This window comes from Streptomyces flavofungini, from assembly GCF_014650815.1.
In the GTDB taxonomy this organism is placed as follows: Bacteria; Actinomycetota; Actinomycetes; order Streptomycetales; family Streptomycetaceae; genus Streptomyces; species Streptomyces flavofungini.
In genome coordinates this window covers 143,745-160,576 of sequence record NZ_BMVR01000008.1, presented here as the reverse complement: position 1 = coordinate 160,576, position 16,832 = coordinate 143,745, and the positions used below count along the sequence as shown (strand labels likewise).

The following is a 16,832-nucleotide window of genomic DNA, read 5'->3' as shown; positions in this document are numbered from 1 at the left end:
AAGAGTCGCTTATGCTCGCATCATGATCGAGGCCCGTCATCTCCGTGTCCTGCGCGCCGTGGCCGCCACCGGCTCCTTCTCCGCGGCGGCCCGCGAGCTCGGCTGCACCCAGCCCGCCGTGAGCCAGCAGATGAAGGCACTCGAAGGGTCGGTGGGCACGCCGCTGCTGATCCGCACCGGCCGCGAGATGCGCCTCACCCAGGCCGGGGAGGCCCTGGTCCGGCATGCCGCGGGCATTCTCGCCGGGCTGACCGCGGCCGAGGAGGAGGTCGCCGCCATCGCCGGACTGCGGGCCGGCCGTGTCCGCCTCGTCTCCTTCCCGAGCGGTTCCTCCACCCTCGTGCCCGGCGCGCTCGCCGCCCTGCGCGCCGCGCACCCCGGCACCCGCGTGTCGCTGGAGGAGGCCGAGCCGCCGCGCTCGGTGGAGATGCTGCGCGAGGGCGACTGCGACGTGGCGCTCGCCTTCCGGTACGCGGGGGCCGCCGCCGCGGACGAGTGGGACGACCTCGTCGTACGGCCCCTGCTGGCCGACCGGCTCGTCGGCCTCGTACCGGAGGAGCACCGCCTGGCGAAGGCGGAGAGCGTCACCATCGGCGAGCTGGCCGACGAGTCGTGGATCGCGGGCTGCCCGCGCTGCCGCCGCCAGTTGGTGGAGGTCTGCGAGAGCGCGGGCTTCGCACCCCGCATCGACTTCGCCACGGACGACTATCCGGCGGTGATCGGCCTGGTCGGGGCAGGCCTGGGCGTCGCGGTGCTGCCCGAGCTCGCGATCGAGTCGGTACGCCCCAAGGGCGCCCGTGCGGTGACGGTGGAACCCGCCGTGCGGCGGGAGATCGTGGCGCTCACGCTGCCCGATCTGGCGCAGGTGCCGGCCGTCGCGGCCACGCTGGACCACTTGGCGCGGGCCGCCGCGCGCTGAGCTTGCGCGCGGGCGCGGCCCGCGCGCGTGGGGGTGCCGCTCGCTCAGGCCCGCCTACGTAGGTCGCGCCTCGGTGGGTCCCGTCTACGCAGGACAGCCCGGCCAGCGGTGAAGAAACGTTCCTTCAGTTGGTCGTGCCGCCACCCGCCGCCGTGACCAGGCGGTTGCGGGCCCGGCCCATCAGCTCTTCGCGCTCGTCCTCGGTCAGTCCGCCCCACACGCCGTACGGCTCGCGGACCGCGAGCGCGTGCGCGGCGCACTCCGCGCGCACCGGGCACCGCATGCAGACCTCCTTGGCCGAGTTCTCGCGTGCGCTCCGTGCCGCACCGCGCTCGCCCTCCGGGTGGAAGAAGAGCGAGCTGTCCACCCCGCGGCAGGCCGCGAGGAGCTGCCAGTCCCACAGATCTGCGTTCGGTCCGGGAAGGCGGGAGAAATCTGCCATTGCGTGTCTCCTGGTAGCCGTTCTGACGCGGATACGGTGCCCATGACCGTACATCTACTGTCTAAGGAGATGAAAATATGACTCATTGCGAATCTAGCCACAGACACCAGTAAAAGGGAAGAAAAGCCGCTAAATGGGGCATAGCTCTTGATGGCGCTCGTCGGGGCCCGTTGGGAGGGCGCATCCGCCCGCGCCGCCTGTGCCGTGTCTGCGCCCTCACGTAGAGTGCCGAAGACGGCTGACTGACCCGTAACTCTTTCGAGTGACCGTCGTTGAGAGTGCGGAGGCGGTTGAAAGAACAAGCGCTCGGGCAGGTGTCCGAGTGCGTCAACCGCACAGGTGACGACTTGTACCAGCCTGGAGGCTCAAGGTGACGCGCATCAGCTGCGGAGGACGGCCATGACATCCGTCCTCGTCTGCGACGACTCCCCGCTCGCCCGAGAGGCGCTGCGCCGCGCGGTCGCGACCGTGCCCGGCGTCGAGCGCGTGACGACAGCGGCCAACGGCGAGGAAGTCCTCCGCCGCTGGGGCGCCGACCGCTCGGATCTGATTCTGATGGACGTACGCATGCCCGGACTGGGCGGCGTGGAGACCGTGCGGCGGCTGCTCTCGGCCGACCCGGGAGCGCGCATCATCATGCTCACGGTCGCCGAGGACCTGGACGGGGTCGCGCTCGCGGTCGCCGCCGGGGCCCGCGGCTATCTGCACAAGGACGCCTCGCGCGCCGAGCTGCGCGCGACCGTCACGCAGGCACTCGCCGACCCGACCTGGCGGCTGGCCCCGCGTCGGCTCCGGTCGGCCGAGATGGGCGCGGCGCCCACGCTCACCGCGCGTGAGATCCAGGTTCTCGAAGGGATGAGCCACGGCCGGTCGAACGCCGAGATCGGCCGCGAGCTCTTCCTCTCCGAGGACACGGTGAAGACGCACGCCAGGCGGCTGTTCAAGAAGCTCGGCGCCTCGGACCGCGCGCACGCGGTGGCGCTCGGTTTCCGCTGGGGCCTGGTTCGCTGAGTGTGCTGTGGCGGGGGCATGGTGATTCCCGTCCGCCGTGCGGCGGACGGGGCCATGGAGGCCCGCCACCGCCCGCCTCAAGAGCGGCTTGTGGCGCTTCGCCGCCGATGCCGCATCCTTGAGGTGTGGAGTTCCTTGGGGACAAGTCGGCCGAGCGGGAGGGGAGGGTGCGGGAGATGAGTTCCGGCGCACCCGCTCATAACGCTTCGATGCACAACTATGGACGCGGTGCCACAGATCAGTCAGCACCAAGGCACCATGGACCGATGCGCGATGACAAGACGACGGTGATCGGTGCCCTCGTCCTACGCGCCGTCGAGGGGGACGAGCAGGCCACGCACGACCTGTTGGCCCACGTCCACCCGCTCGCGCTGCGGTACTGCCGCACCCGGCTTTCCCGACTTCCCGGTGACGCGCGGCACTTCGTCGAGGACCTCGCGCAGGAGGTCTGCGTCGTCGTCCTGCTTGCGCTGCCGCGCTACCGGGACACCGGACGGCCCTTCGAAGCCTTCGTCTTCGCCATCGCCGCGCACAAGGTCGCCGATCTGCAGCGGGCCGCGATGCGGCATCCCGGGTCCACGGCTGTGCCCTCGGACGAGATGCCCGAGCGGCCCGACGACTCCCTCGGGCCCGAGGAGCGGGCGCTGCTCAGCAGTGACGCCGAGTGGGCCAAGAAGTTGCTGGCCAACCTGCCGGACAACCAGCGTGAGCTGTTGCTCCTGCGGGTTGCCGTCGGCCTCACCGCCGAGGAGACCGGGCAGATGCTGGGGATGTCGCCGGGGGCGGTCCGGGTGGCTCAGCATCGTGCGCTCAGCCGTTTGCGGGCGTTGGCGGAGCAGTAGTTCTTCTCCCACCCGAGTTCTTCGCCCGCCCGCCCTTTCCGTCGCGCTCGCCCTCGGGCGCCGGACCGGTTGAAGCCGCGGCCCTGCCCCGGTTGGAGACATTCGCCACCCCGCCGAGGAGTGGGGGCGTCGCCGCGTCGGCGGAGCCGGGTCTCGTTTCCGCCGCCGCAGCGAGTAGCCCGGACGGCGCATTCCGGCAGTGCCGAGCCCACACGGGTCGGAGCGGCCGCCCGCACCGCACCCCACAGTGGAGCTGTAGAAACATACGAACCCCCGCCCCCGCGGGCACTGTGGAATGAGAGGGCCATGCTTCCCGTTAGCATGGACATCCGCACCGATCAAGGCCATTGGGGAAGGTGTCATGACTGCAAACGTCGACGGAGTGCCCGAGAAATTCGCGACACTCGGGCTGACCTACGACGACGTGCTGCTGCTGCCGGGCGCGTCCGACATGGCGCCTGGTGACATCGACACCGCCTCGCACATCTCGAAGAACGTCCGGGTGAACGTCCCGCTGCTCTCCGCGGCGATGGACAAGGTCACCGAGTCCCGGATGGCCATCGCCATGGCCCGTCAGGGCGGCGTCGGCGTGCTGCACCGCAACCTCTCCATCGCCGACCAGGCCAACCAGGTCGACCTGGTCAAGCGGTCCGAGTCCGGCATGGTCACCGACCCGATCACGGTGCACCCGGACGCGACTCTCGCCGAGGCCGACGCGATCTGCGCCAAGTTCCGCATCAGCGGTGTGCCCGTGACCGACGGCGGCGGCAAGCTGCTCGGCATCGTCACCAACCGCGACATGGCCTTCGAGGCCGACCGCACGCGCCAGGTGCGCGAGGTCATGACCCCGATGCCGCTCGTCACCGGCAAGGTCGGCATCTCCGGCGTGGACGCCATGGAGCTGCTGCGCCGCCACAAGATCGAGAAGCTGCCGCTGGTCGACGACTCCGGTGTGCTCAAGGGCCTCATCACGGTCAAGGACTTCGTGAAGGCCGAGAAGTACCCGAACGCCGCCAAGGACTCCGAGGGCCGCCTCCTCGTCGGTGCCGCCGTCGGCGTCGCCGGGGACGCCTTCGACCGCGCCCAGGCGCTGATCGAGGCGGGCGTCGACTTCATCGTCGTCGACACCGCGCACGGCCACTCCCGGCTCGTCGGCGACATGGTCGCCAAGATCAAGTCGAACGCGGGCGGCGTGGACGTCATCGGCGGCAACATCGCCACCCGCGACGGCGCCAAGTCGCTCATCGACGCCGGTGTCGACGGCATCAAGGTCGGCGTCGGCCCGGGCTCCATCTGCACGACCCGCGTTGTCGCCGGCATCGGCGTACCGCAGGTAACGGCCATCTACGAAGCGTCGCTCGCAGCCAAGGAAGCCGGTGTCCCGGTGATCGGCGACGGCGGCCTGCAGTACTCCGGAGACATCGCCAAGGCGCTCGTGGCCGGTGCGGACACGGTCATGCTGGGCTCGCTGCTCGCGGGCTGCGAGGAGTCCCCGGGCGAGCTGCTCTTCATCAACGGCAAGCAGTTCAAGTCCTACCGGGGCATGGGCTCGCTCGGCGCCATGCAGTCGCGTGGCGAGCAGCGGTCGTTCTCCAAGGACCGCTACTTCCAGGAGGGCGTCGCCTCCGACGAGAAGCTGGTGCCCGAGGGCATCGAGGGCCAGGTGCCCTACCGGGGCCCGCTGTCGGCGGTCGTGCACCAGCTCGTGGGCGGGCTGCGCCAGTCGATGTTCTACGTGGGCGGGCGCACGGTGCCCGAGCTCCAGGCCAACGGCCGCTTCGTACGGATCACGTCCGCGGGTCTCAAGGAGAGCCACCCGCACGACATCCAGATGACGGTCGAGGCGCCGAACTACAGCCGTAACAAGTAGTCGCAAGCAAGATGTACAGGCGCGGCACGTAGCCGCCGTAAGCGGTGACCACGCGCGCGTGGGGGCGGTCCGGATTCCCCGGGCCGCCCCCACGCGCGTGTCGGGGATACTGGAACGGCATACGGAGCGCCGCCATAGGAAAGCTGAAGGGCCACACACGTGACTGAGATCGAGATCGGCCGCGGCAAGCGCGGCCGCCGGGCGTACGCCTTCGACGACATCGCCGTCGTGCCGAGTCGGCGCACCCGGGACCCCAAGGAGGTCTCGATCGCCTGGCAGATCGACGCCTACCGCTTCGAGCTTCCCTTCCTCGCGGCCCCCATGGACTCCGTCGTCTCGCCGCAGACCGCCATCCGCATCGGCGAGCTCGGTGGCCTCGGCGTGCTGAACCTCGAAGGCCTGTGGACGCGCCACGAGGACCCCCAGCCGCTGCTCGACGAGATCGCCTCGCTGCCCGCCGAGACGGCGACGCGCCGCCTGCAGGAGATCTACTCCGCGCCCATCCGCGAGGAGCTGATCGGCCAGCGCATCAAGGAGGTGCGCGACTCCGGAGTCGTCACCGCCGCCGCCCTGTCGCCGCAGCGAACCGCGCAGTTCTCCAAGGCCGTCGTGGACGCGGGTGTGGACATCTTCGTGATCCGCGGCACGACGGTGTCCGCCGAGCACGTCTCCGGTGCCGCCGAGCCGCTGAACCTGAAGCAGTTCATCTACGAACTCGACGTCCCGGTGATCGTCGGCGGCTGCGCCACGTACACCGCGGCCCTGCACCTGATGCGCACCGGCGCGGCTGGCGTCCTCGTCGGCTTCGGCGGCGGCGCCGCGCACACCACGCGCAACGTCCTCGGCATCCAGGTGCCGATGGCCACCGCCGTGGCCGACGTCGCGGCGGCCCGCCGCGACTACATGGACGAGTCCGGCGGCCGGTACGTCCACGTCATCGCCGACGGCGGCGTCGGCTGGTCCGGCGACCTGCCCAAGGCCGTCGCCTGCGGCGCGGACGCCGTGATGATGGGCTCCCCGCTGGCGCGCGCCACGGACGCGCCCGGCAAGGGCCACCACTGGGGCATGGAGGCCGTCCACGAGGACGTGCCGCGCGGCAAGAAGGTCGACCTCGGCACCGTCGGCACCACCGAGGAGATCCTCACCGGCCCGTCGCACATCCCGGACGGCTCGATGAACTTCTTCGGAGCGCTGCGCCGGGCCATGGCCACGACGGGCTACAGCGAACTGAAGGAGTTCCAGCGCGTCGAGGTCACGGTGGCGGACTCGCAGCACCGCCGCTGACCCCGCACGGAAGCGTGAACGGCCTGGGGCCGACCACCCGAAGGTGGTCGGCCCCAGGCCGTTTCGCGTCCTGCCGACAGCGTGCTGCCTACGGGGCAGCGGCTACTGCGAGGCGCGCTTGGCGCTGCCGAAGGCCGCGATGGCGGCTATCGCGAAGAACACGTACGTCATCGCGTCGGCGTCGTGCTTCCACGCCTCCTGCACGAAGTCGAAGTGATCGAAGAACACCTCGGAGAAGTCCAGGTTCAGCTTGTCGGCGATGACGATGGAGGCGCCGACCAGCTGGCCCAGGTACACCGCGCCGAGCGAGAAGACCGCGGCGAGGGCCCCGACCGCCGGGTTGGGGCCGCCGACCTTGCCCGCGACCAGACCCACGACGAAGCCGACGCCGACCGCCGCCCAGCCGATCTCGTGCTCGGTGGCGCCGATGATGCCTCCGTAGACGCCCGCCGCGACCAGAGCGGCCACGAAGGCGACGACCACGCCGAGGCCGACGTTCCCGCGGGCGACCGGGGGCGGCGGCGGGAAGCCACCGGGCTGCGGCTGCTGCGGGAAGGGACTGTACGGCTGCTGCGGTTGCTGACCGTAGGGCTGTTGCGGCTGCTGCGGGTAGCCGTAGCCGGGCTGCTGGCCGTACGGCTGCTGCGGCTGGCCGTACGGCTGTCCGCCCTGACCTGGAGGTGGCGGCTGCGTCATCTGTTTTCCCCCTGGGATACGAGTGCACTGGTGTGCGGTAAGTGACTGGATCCGCACGGTAGCAGTCGGCACGCGAAGGGCCCCAGGGGGTTGTGTGTGGGATCAGAGGCGGTGGGCGGCGCCCGCCGGGGTCGCGCCCCTGGTGTCGAGCAGGAGCTGGGCCTTCACGGCAAGCCCTTGGAGGTCGTACGTGCGGTGGTGCTGGAGCAGGATCGTCAGGTCGGCGTCGGCGGCCGCTTCGTAGAGGGTGTCCGCGCGGGGCACGGGATGGCCGAGAACGTTCCAGTGCCCTACGTAGGGGTCGTGGTAGCTGACGGCGGCGCCGAGCTCCATGAGGCGGACCGCGATCTCCTGGGCGGGGGCGGCCTGCTGGTCGGCGACGTCCGGCTTGTAGGTGACGCCGAGGAGCAGCACGCGGGCGCCGCGCGCGGACTTGCCGTGCTCGTTGAGCAGGGTCGCGGCGCGCTGGATCACATAGCCCGGCATCCGGTCGTTGACCTGCTGGGCCAGCTCGACCAGGCGCAGCGGGCGCAGTCCGCGCGCGGGCCCGGGGACGTCCAGGGGGACGCCGTGGCCGCCGACGCCGGGGCCCGGCCGGAAGGCCTGGAAGCCGAAGGGCTTGGTCTCGGCGCAGCGGATGACGTCCCACAGGTCGATGCCGAGGTCGTGGCAGAGGACCGCCATCTCGTTCACCAGCGCCATGTTGACGTGCCGGTAGTTGGTCTCAAGCAGGTGCACGGTTTCGGCCTCCCGGGGGCCGCGCGCGCGGACGACCTTGTCGGTGAGGCGGCCGTAGAAGGCGGCGGCGGACTCGGTGCAGGCGGGGGTGAGGCCGCCGATGACCTTGGGGGTGCCCGCGTAGCCGTGGGTGCGGTTGCCGGGGTCGAGGCGGGCGGGCGAGTAGGCGAGGTGGAAGTCCCGTCCGGCGCGCAGGCCCGAGCCCTCTTCGAGGAGGGGGCGCAGGAACTCCTCGGTGGTTCCGGGATACGCGGGCGACTCCAGGATGACCGTGGTGTGCGGGCGCAGGCGGGCGGCGAGGGCGCGGGCGGCGTCGGCCACCTGGCCGAGGTCGAGCGAGCCGTCCGCGGCCGGGGGCGTGGGGGCGCAGATGACGGCGGTGCGGACCCGGCCGAGCTCGGCGGGGTCGGTGGTCGGCCGGAAGCCCCCCGAGAGCATCCGGCGGACGTCGGCGGCGGTGAGGGTCCCTTCGGTGCCGTCACCCGGAAGGCGGCCCCCGGCCAGGTCGGGTGCGCGGCCGGGGTCGTAGCCGATGGTGGCGATGCCGCCGGCGGCGGCGGCCTGGGCGAGGGGCAGGCCGAGGTGGCCGAGACCGATGACGGCGAGGTCAGCTGGCATGGCGGTGAGCCGTCCTTCCCAATAGCCGGGGCGGATATAGCCAAAGCGGGACGATCGCGCAAGCCCTGTGGACAAGATGGGCGAGCGCAATGTCAGACTAGGAGTAAATATGACCGATTTGCGGGATTGGGCTCCTCCCGGCACCGGAGTGTTGGCGGCCGTTTTCGAGGTCCCGGATGTTCCCGGTGGCCCCGCTGTTCCCGGTGGTCGCAGCAGTCACAGTGGCCTCAACGTTTTCCACAGGTCGTGGCCGAACTCGGCGGGCGCGGCCAGAATCTGGGCATGATGTGAGCGCGACCACACCCGAACAGCACGGGAGGCAGCGGTGAGGACAGCGACTCTTGGCCCGGCGGAGCGCGCCGAGGCACTGGCGGGCATGGCGGAGCGCGAGCTGGACGTTCTGGTCGTGGGCGCCGGCGTGGTCGGCGCGGGCACCGCGCTCGACGCCGTCACCCGCGGCCTGAGCACGGGCCTGGTCGAGGCCAGGGACTGGGCGTCGGGCACGTCGAGCCGGTCCAGCAAGCTGATCCACGGCGGCCTGCGCTATCTGGAGATGCTGGACTTCGCGCTGGTGCGCGAGGCGCTGAAGGAGCGCGGCCTGCTCCTCGAACGGCTCGCGCCGCACCTCGTGAAGCCCGTCCCGTTCCTGTATCCCCTCCAGCACAAGGGCTGGGAACGGCTGTACGCGGGCTCGGGCGTCGCGTTGTACGACGCGATGTCGATGGCGCGCGGCCACGGCCGCGGCCTGCCCACGCACCGCCACCTGACCCGCCGTCACGCCCACCGCGTCGCCCCGTGCCTGAAGAAGGACGCCCTGGTCGGCGCCCTGCAGTACTACGACGCGCAGATGGACGACGCCCGCTATGTGGCCACGCTCGTGCGCACCGCCGCGGCGTACGGCGCGAAGGCCGCCAACCGCGCCCGGGTCACGGGCTTCCTGCGCGAGGGCGAGCGCGTCGTCGGCGCCCGGGTCCAGGACGTCGAGGCCGGCGGGGAGTACGAGATCCGGGCCAAGCAGATCGTGAACGCCACGGGTGTGTGGACCGACGACACCCAGGCCATGGTCGGCGACCGCGGTCAGTTCCACGTCCGGGCGTCCAAGGGCATCCACCTGGTCGTGCCGAAGGACCGGATCAACTCGTCGACCGGGCTCATCCTGCGTACCGAGAAGAGCGTGCTCTTCGTGATCCCCTGGGGCCGGCACTGGATCATCGGTACGACGGACACCGACTGGGACCTGGACAAGGCCCACCCGGCCGCCTCCAGCGCGGACATCGACTACCTCCTGGAGCACGTGAACTCGGTGCTCGCGGTGCCGCTCTCCCGCGACGACGTGCAGGGGGTGTACGCGGGCCTGCGGCCGCTGCTCGCCGGGGAGTCGGACGCCACCAGCAAGCTGTCCCGCGAGCACACGGTCGCTCATCCCGCGCCCGGCCTGGTCGTCGTCGCGGGCGGCAAGTACACGACGTACCGGGTCATGGCCAAGGACGCCGTGGACGAGGCGGTGCACGGCCTGGACCAGCGGGTCGCGGAGTGCGTCACGGAGGACATCCCGCTGGTCGGGGCCGAGGGCTATCGCGCGCTGTGGAACGCCCGCGCGGGCATCGCGGCCCGCACCGGCCTCCATGTGGTGCGCGTGGAGCACCTGTTGAACCGGTACGGCTCGCTGGCGGAGGAAGTGCTCGAACTGGTCACCGCCGACCCGTCCCTGGGCGAGCCGCTGACGGCGGCCGAGGACTATCTGCGCGCCGAAGTCGTCTACGCCGCGTCGCACGAGGGCGCCCGCCACCTGGACGACGTGCTGACGCGGCGTACGCGCATCTCCATCGAGACCTTCGACCGCGGCACCCGCAGCGCCCGCGAGTGCGCGGAGCTGATGGCGCCGGTCCTCGGCTGGGACAAGGACCAGATCGAACGCGAGGTGCAGCACTACGAGAAGCGGGTGGAGGCTGAGCGCGAGTCGCAGCGGCAGCCGGACGACCTGACGGCGGACGCGGCGCGGCTGGGGGCGCCGGACATCGTGCCGCTGTAGGCGGTCGCCGGTCGTCGTGCCGCTGTAGACGGGCTGTCGCTGCAGACGGTGCTGGTGCAGGCGGTGTCGCTGTGGTGGTGCCGTGGTGAACGGTCCGCCGGGGTCAGGCCTCCGCGGATCGTTCCGCCGGGGCCGGGGCCGGGGGCCGCTCCATCGTGGTGGGGCTCTGACGGCGGAGGCTGACCTTCCGCTTGTCGGCAAGTAGTCAAGGGGTGGTCAGGGGTTCTGGGTGGTTTGACCCGAGGAGGGTGGCCAAGGGGGGTATGGACAGCGAGGTTTGGGGTGGTGCGCCGGGGTTCACTCGGTAGGAATGTCCATGATGTGGGACGGCGGACCCGCGGCGTCGGCCGGTCGCCGGGTGAGGGACAATGAAGGCTCTGTCAGGGCGGGTTGTGCGGGTAGTTGAGGGGACGCATGTCGGAGGCTGAGCGGACGGGCGAGGCTCGTCAGGATCAGAGCGCACGTCTCCTCGCGGGCCGGTACCGGCTCGGCGACGTGCTCGGCCGCGGCGGCATGGGCACCGTCTGGCGGGCCAAGGACGAGACGCTGGGGCGCACGGTCGCGGTGAAGGAGCTGCGGTTCCCGTCGAGCATCGACGAGGACGAGAAGCGGCGGCTCATCACGCGCACGCTGCGCGAGGCCAAGGCGATCGCGCGGATCCGCAACACCAGCGCCGTGACGGTCTTCGACGTGGTCGACGAGGACGACCGGCCCTGGATCGTGATGGAGCTGGTCGAGGGCAAGTCCCTCGCCGAGGCCGTCCGCGAGGACGGGCTGCTCACACCGAGGCGCGCCGCGGAGGTCGGCCTCGCCGTGCTCGACGTGCTGCGTTCGGCGCACCGCGAGGGCATCCTGCACCGCGACGTGAAGCCGTCCAACGTGCTGATCGCCGAGGACGGCCGCGTCGTCCTCACCGACTTCGGCATCGCCCAGGTCGAGGGCGACCCGTCCATCACGTCGACGGGCATGCTCGTCGGCGCCCCCTCGTACATCTCGCCGGAGCGGGCGCGCGGCCACAAGCCCGGCCCCGCGGCCGACCTGTGGTCGCTCGGCGGGCTGATCTACGCGGCCGTGGAGGGCGTGCCTCCGTACGACAAGGGCTCGGCCATCGCCACCCTCACCGCCGTGATGACCGAGGCCGTCGAACCGCCGCAGAACGCCGGTCCGTTGCTGGAGAAGGTCATCTACGGCCTGCTCGCCAAGGACCCCGAGCAGCGGCTCGACGACGCGAGCGCGCGGGCGATGCTCCTGGAGGTCGTCAACGCGCCGGACATCCCCGAGGACAAGGCCCCGGCGGAGCCGGTGGACGCGACGAAGGTCGTGCCGCTGCCCCCGGTCCCGCCGCAGGCGCCGCCGTCCGGCTCCCCCGGCGGCCGCAAGGGCGAGGAGGCCGCCGAGCGGCTGAAGGGCGCGTTCCGCTCGGTTCGCAAGAAGGCGGCCGCCGCGGCTACGTCGGCTCGCGCTGCGGGTTCCGGCGCGGCGGGCGGTGCCGCTGCGGGTGGTGCGGCCGGTGCCGCGTCGGTCGGCGGTTCGGGCGCGGGCAGTGGCGCGGGCGGCGGTGCGGGCAACGCGGGTTCCGCGCCGGGTGCTTCGGCCGGGGCCGGGGTGACCGGGCACGGTGGTGGTGCAGCGGGTACTGCTTCCGGGGCGGCGAGCGGGACGGTTGGTTCCGGCTCGGTGGGTTCCGGGACGGCTTCTTCCGGTGCGGTCGGTGCGGGGGAACGCATCGGCGGTGCGGGTGGGAGCGGTGGCGCCGAGCGCGGTGCCGGTGCTGGTGCTGCCGGGCGGGCCGGAGGCTCCGGTTCGGGTGGCGCCCCCACGGGCACGGCGTCGGGCGCGGCTTCCGGAAGCCTGGGTGCCGGAGTCGGCACAGGTGCTGGAGCCGGAGCCGGGGGCGGCTTCGGGGGGAACTCCGCCGGTGCGGGCGCTGGTTCGCACGGTGCGGCGCGGATCCCGGCGCAGCCCAGTGGGCCGCCGAAGCCGCCCGCCCGGGCGCCGCTCACGGATGTGGTGCCCCGGCGCACGCTGGTGATCATCGCGGTGGTCGTCGCGCTCGCCGTGCTCGGCACGGTGCTCGCCTTCGCGCTCAGCGGCGACGGGGACGGCAAGGACGACAAGAGCGGCGCCGACAAGTCCGCGTCCAGCGGGGCGACCGCGGGCGGCGAGGGCAAGGAGAGGGACTCCGGGAAGGACTCGGAGAAGAACGACGGCTCCGGCAAGGGCAAGGACGGCCAGGGCGACCAGGGCAAGGAGCAGGACGACAGCTCCGGCGCGGGCAAGGACGACAACGCCGGGCAGGGCTCGTCCATCGGCGGCGACAAGGGCAAGGGCGATGGCGCCGAGGAGACGTACAAGCACCCGCAGGGCTTCTCGATAGGCCTGCCGAAGGGCTGGAAGTTCAGCACGACCGACCGCGCGGGCGCGCGCTTCGCCGGGCCGAACGGGCAGAAGCTGCTCATCGGCTGGACGCCCACGCCCAAGGACAACCCGGTGGCCGACTGGAAGAACCAGGAACACGGCATGCGCCGGGCCCAGTACGACCGGATCCGTATAGAGAAGGTGGACTTCCGCGGCTGGAACACGGCGGACTGGGAATTCACCTACGTGGACGGTGGCACCAAGTACCGCTCCGTGGACCGGGGTTTCGTCGTCAACGGCAGCCTGGGCTACGGGCTGATGTACACCGCGAAAGCGGACGACTGGGGCAGTGATCAGCGCCGGGATGCCTGGCGGACGTTCACGCGGACCTTCCAGCCGAAGAAGTGACGGTGCGGCGGGGCCGGTGAGATGGCCGGGCGATGACCGGTGAGATCTGGCATCCCCTCAATACGGTTCGGTTGTGGCACGTATCGTGAGTGCTTGCGGAGGGTAAGCAGCCGCAACGAGCCGTAAGTCGAACGGAATTGACCACCGGGCGGATGGGGGAGGCATCGTGGACGACTATGCGGGACGGGTGCTCGCCGACCGCTACCGCCTGCCGCTGCCCCCGGCCGACGAGTACGAACTCGCGGAGACCCGCGCCTTCGACACCTACAGCGGCCAGGAAGTCCTGGTCCGGCAGCTGCCGCTGCCCGAGATCGTCGAGGCGGAGGTGCTCGGCGACGAGGCGTACGGCGACGGCGATCTGAGCGACGTCCTGCCCGGCGGACTGCCCGAGGGCTTCCGGAGCGCGCGCGGGAGCGCGGGCCGGGGCGGCGCCCGGCGCGCGGGCTCGCGTGCCACGCGCAGGCCCAGCGACCCGGCGGTCCTGCGGGCCATCGAGGCCGCGCAGGCCGCCGCGCGCATCCCCGACCACCCGCGGCTCGACCAGGTCTTCGACGTGTTCGCGGAGGACGGGTCGCTGTGGATAGTGAGTGAACTGGTGGCGGCCCGGCCGCTCGCGGCGTTACTCGCCGACCGGCCGCTGAACCCGTTCCGCGCGGCGGAGGTCGCGGCGGACGTGGTCACGGCGCTGCGCGTCCTGCACGCGCACGGCTGGGTGCACCGGAACATCACCGCGCGCACGGTGCTCGTCTGCGACGACGGCCGGGTGATGCTGACGGGACTCGCCGCGGGCGCCGCGGAGGAGGCCCTGTGCGGGTACGACCCGCGGCCCGAGGAGGACGACTTCGCGGGCTTCACCGAGCCCGAGGGCGCGGTGCCCGAGCCGGTGGGGGGCGCGGGGTACGCGGCGCTGGAGGCTTCAGGGGCGGACGGGGGCGCGGAGTACGACGCGTACGCCGAGGAGTCCGCGTACGCCGAGTACGACGGAGATGACGGGTACGGCGGCGGGGAGCCCGCGTACGGCGAGGGCCCGGGATCTGACGAGGGCTCTGAGTACGGCGAGGCGGTCGTGTACGGCGAGAACGACTCGTACGGCGGCAACGGCGGCTACCGCGAGCACGGCGGCAACGGCGGCAACGGATCGCGTGGGCACGCCGCGATCGAGGCCGCGCGGCACGCGGACGACGGCGGTGGCGAGCCGTACAGCACCCCTGAGCGGGACCTGAGGGCGGCGCGGGCCGGGGCCATCGCCGCGTACCGGGCGGGCGCGGCGCGGGCCGCGGCCCGGGTGAGCGAGGCCGAGCGCGGCGGCGCGGCAGGGCCGGTCGGGGCGGACGGCGGTGGCGCCGAGGGCGGTTACGGCACGTACGGCCCCGAAGGCGCGGACGGGAACAGTGGGTCCGTCGGGGCTGTCGGGTCCGTCGGGCACATCTCGGATCCGTACGGGGTCCGGGAGCGGCAGCAGAAGCCGTGGCACGGGGCTGTGCCGCGTGCGGGGGCGGTGCCCGCGCAGGGCGGTGCGGTGGCGGAGCCGGGGGCGCCTTCGGCCGGTGGGCCGGGGTCCCTTGGCGCGCCGGGCTTCCGTGGAGCACAGGGGGGCGCCCCGGCACCGCAGAGCGCCCCCAGCGCGCACGGCGGCGCACAGAGCACCCCGCCCCACCCCTTCGCCAAGCAACTCCCGTCCCCACGGACGCAGCCCGCCCCGGGCCGCCCGACGTCCGCACGCCCGGCCCCGTACCCGTCGACCGCACGCGAGTCGGCCCCGCGCGAGTCGGCCCCGCGCGAGCCCGCCCCCTACCCCTCAGCCCCCCACGAGTCCGCCCCACGCGAGTCGGCCCCGTACCAATCGACCGCCTACCACCCGAACCCGAACCGGGACCCGAACCCGAACCGGGACCCGAACCCGAACCGGGACCCGAACCGGGACTCGAACCTCCCCGCCCCCGCAGCCCACCCCACCCACGACCTGGCCAAGTCCCCTGCCCCCAGGGGCACCCCCGCTGCCCCCGAGGGCAGCACCCGCCCCCGCGAGGGCGAATGGGACGACCCGGCGGGCGAGCTGCGGGCGCGCCGCGGGCCCACCACCGCGCTCGCCGCCGAGCGGGCCCGGCATGCCCGGATGACCGTTGTCGGCGCCGTCACGGAGCGGTGGGCGCCGGAGCAGGCCGGGCCGGTGCACGACAACTGGCAGCTGGCGGCGCCGATCGGGCCCGCGACCGACCTGTGGGCACTGGGCGCGCTGCTGTTCCGCGCGGTCCAGGGCCACGCCCCGTATCCGGAGGACAGCACCGCCGAGCTGGTGCAGATGGTGTGCGCGGAGCCGCCCGCGTTCGCGGAGGAGTGCGGTCCGCTGCGGCCCGTCGTCGAGTCGCTGCTGCGTCAGGACCCGACCGAGCGCATCGATTTCGAGGAGCTGAGCGGTTGGCTGCGCTCCCTCGTGCGGTCGGCGCCGGAACCGGAGGCGGGTGCGCACGTGGTGCCCGCGCCGCCGTACGACGGCGGCAGGCTGCCCGTCGTACGCCGCCGTGGTGAGGTCGTCCGCAAGCGCCGCTCGCCCGCGCCCGTCCCGACCGGGGACGACGGCGGCCAGGGCCACGGCCGCCACAAGCGCGGCCGGGAGCGTGGCCGGGAGCGCGTCAAGGAGCGGGGCAGGGACACCAGGCCGGTGCGCGCGCCGCGCCCCGAGCGGGCGCCGAGCGCCCCGCGGGGACCGCGTTCGCTGGGCCGTGTCCTGCTCGTCGTGATCCTCGCCGGACTGGTGGCGGCCGTCGCGTACGCGATGCTGTTCATGCCCGAGTCCGGGGACGGCGAGGGCACCGGCCGCACCGGCAACGCGGGCGAGGTCAGCCCGGCGCCGGACGACGGCGACCGCCCGAGCCCCGGCGACGGCGCACCGGACGAGGACGGGAGCGGCGGGAACGACAGCGGCGACGGGAAGGCGTCGGACCCGGAGCGGACCCCCGGTTCGCAGGAGCCGCAGACCACCGACCCCGATGTCGCGTCGGGCTTCACGCTGCGCAAGGACGCCGAGGGCTTCCGCGTGGCCGTGGCCAACGGCTGGGACCGGCAGGGCAAGAACGGCCGCGGCCAGGTCCTGTACACCCACGGCGGCTTCGAGCTGCTCGTGGTCCCGGGCCGCGACAGCACCGGCGACTTCGGCACGGACCCGATGAAGTATCAGAAGGAGGACGAGCGCGAACTCCAGCCGTTCCGCGACTCGTCATGGGCCACGTCCAGCGGCCTCCGCCTGGTCGACGTGGGCGGACGGTCCCGGGCCGAGGGCCAGTTCACCTGGCAGGACGCCGACGGCACCGAGGTCTTCGTACGGAATCTCGCGATGGTCGTGGACGGGAAGTACCACGTGGTGCAGGTGCGCGGGCCCGAGGCCGAGCGGGACGAGGTGACGCGCCTGTTCGAGCAGGCGTCGTCGTCCTACCGGGCCGCCAAGTGACCGGGTGCGGGCACGCGAACTGACGCGGACTGACGCGTACGGCGTCCCGTGCGGGCACACCGACCGGTCCGTACGGCCCGGTTCGGGCAGGCCAACCGGCCCTCACCACCCGGTGCGGGCGCGCCATTTGGCCCTCTCCGGCAGGTGCCCGACCCCTCGCTCGCGT

The 16,832-nt window shown here is 72.6% G+C and carries 11 protein-coding genes; 8 read left to right on the top strand and 3 right to left on the bottom strand.

What is annotated here, in order from left to right:
* The first annotated feature begins 22 nt into the window (after positions 1-22).
* On the top strand, positions 23-919 hold the full coding sequence (locus IE274_RS22080; RefSeq protein ID WP_190117593.1) for a LysR family transcriptional regulator: 897 nt from the start codon (positions 23-25) through the stop codon (positions 917-919).
* A gap of 124 nt (positions 920-1,043) precedes the next feature.
* Here IE274_RS22080 and IE274_RS22075 read toward each other — a convergent pair whose 3' ends face one another.
* The gene (locus IE274_RS22075; RefSeq protein ID WP_190117592.1) at positions 1,044-1,361 is read right to left on the bottom strand and encodes a WhiB family transcriptional regulator; all 318 of its coding nucleotides are present in this window, start codon (positions 1,359-1,361) and stop codon (positions 1,044-1,046) included.
* Between the two features lie 399 nt (positions 1,362-1,760).
* Between IE274_RS22075 and IE274_RS22070 the strand changes: the two genes are divergently transcribed.
* The 4 genes from IE274_RS22070 (at position 1,761) to IE274_RS22055 (ending at position 6,368) form a co-directional block, all read left to right on the top strand.
* Positions 1,761-2,372 carry a response regulator transcription factor gene (locus tag IE274_RS22070; protein ID WP_003948568.1) on the top strand — a complete coding sequence of 204 codons (612 nt, stop codon included), beginning with the start codon at positions 1,761-1,763 and terminating at the stop codon, positions 2,370-2,372.
* A 266-nt stretch (positions 2,373-2,638) separates the two neighbouring features.
* Complete coding sequence (locus tag IE274_RS22065) at positions 2,639-3,214, top strand: sigma-70 family RNA polymerase sigma factor (RefSeq protein ID WP_190117591.1); 576 nt, start codon at positions 2,639-2,641, stop codon at positions 3,212-3,214.
* Between the two features lie 361 nt (positions 3,215-3,575).
* Complete coding sequence (gene guaB / locus IE274_RS22060) at positions 3,576-5,084, top strand: IMP dehydrogenase (protein WP_190117590.1); 1,509 nt, start codon at positions 3,576-3,578, stop codon at positions 5,082-5,084.
* Between the two features lie 159 nt (positions 5,085-5,243).
* The gene (locus IE274_RS22055) at positions 5,244-6,368 is read left to right on the top strand and encodes a GuaB3 family IMP dehydrogenase-related protein (protein ID WP_190117589.1); all 1,125 of its coding nucleotides are present in this window, start codon (positions 5,244-5,246) and stop codon (positions 6,366-6,368) included.
* A gap of 102 nt (positions 6,369-6,470) precedes the next feature.
* Here IE274_RS22055 and IE274_RS22050 read toward each other — a convergent pair whose 3' ends face one another.
* Both IE274_RS22050 and IE274_RS22045 read right to left on the bottom strand, forming a co-directional pair.
* Positions 6,471-7,064, bottom strand: a complete 594-nt coding sequence (locus IE274_RS22050; protein ID WP_190117588.1) for a hypothetical protein — start codon at positions 7,062-7,064, stop codon at positions 6,471-6,473.
* A gap of 102 nt (positions 7,065-7,166) precedes the next feature.
* On the bottom strand, positions 7,167-8,420 hold the full coding sequence (locus IE274_RS22045; RefSeq protein ID WP_190117587.1) for a nucleotide sugar dehydrogenase: 1,254 nt from the start codon (positions 8,418-8,420) through the stop codon (positions 7,167-7,169).
* Positions 8,421-8,745: 325 nt separating this feature from the next.
* Here IE274_RS22045 and IE274_RS22040 point away from each other — a divergent pair, with 325 nt between their 5' ends.
* The 3 genes from IE274_RS22040 to IE274_RS22030 all read left to right on the top strand — a co-directional run bounded on the left by IE274_RS22040 (position 8,746) and on the right by IE274_RS22030 (position 16,666).
* Positions 8,746-10,452, top strand: coding sequence for a glycerol-3-phosphate dehydrogenase/oxidase (locus IE274_RS22040; RefSeq protein ID WP_190117586.1), 1,707 nt, complete (start codon positions 8,746-8,748; stop codon positions 10,450-10,452).
* A gap of 414 nt (positions 10,453-10,866) precedes the next feature.
* Complete coding sequence (locus tag IE274_RS22035; RefSeq protein ID WP_190117585.1) at positions 10,867-13,218, top strand: serine/threonine-protein kinase; 2,352 nt, start codon at positions 10,867-10,869, stop codon at positions 13,216-13,218.
* A 166-nt stretch (positions 13,219-13,384) separates the two neighbouring features.
* Positions 13,385-16,666 carry a serine/threonine kinase C-terminal domain-containing protein gene (locus tag IE274_RS22030; protein ID WP_190117584.1) on the top strand — a complete coding sequence of 1,094 codons (3,282 nt, stop codon included), beginning with the start codon at positions 13,385-13,387 and terminating at the stop codon, positions 16,664-16,666.
* The last annotated feature ends 166 nt before the right edge of the window (positions 16,667-16,832 follow it).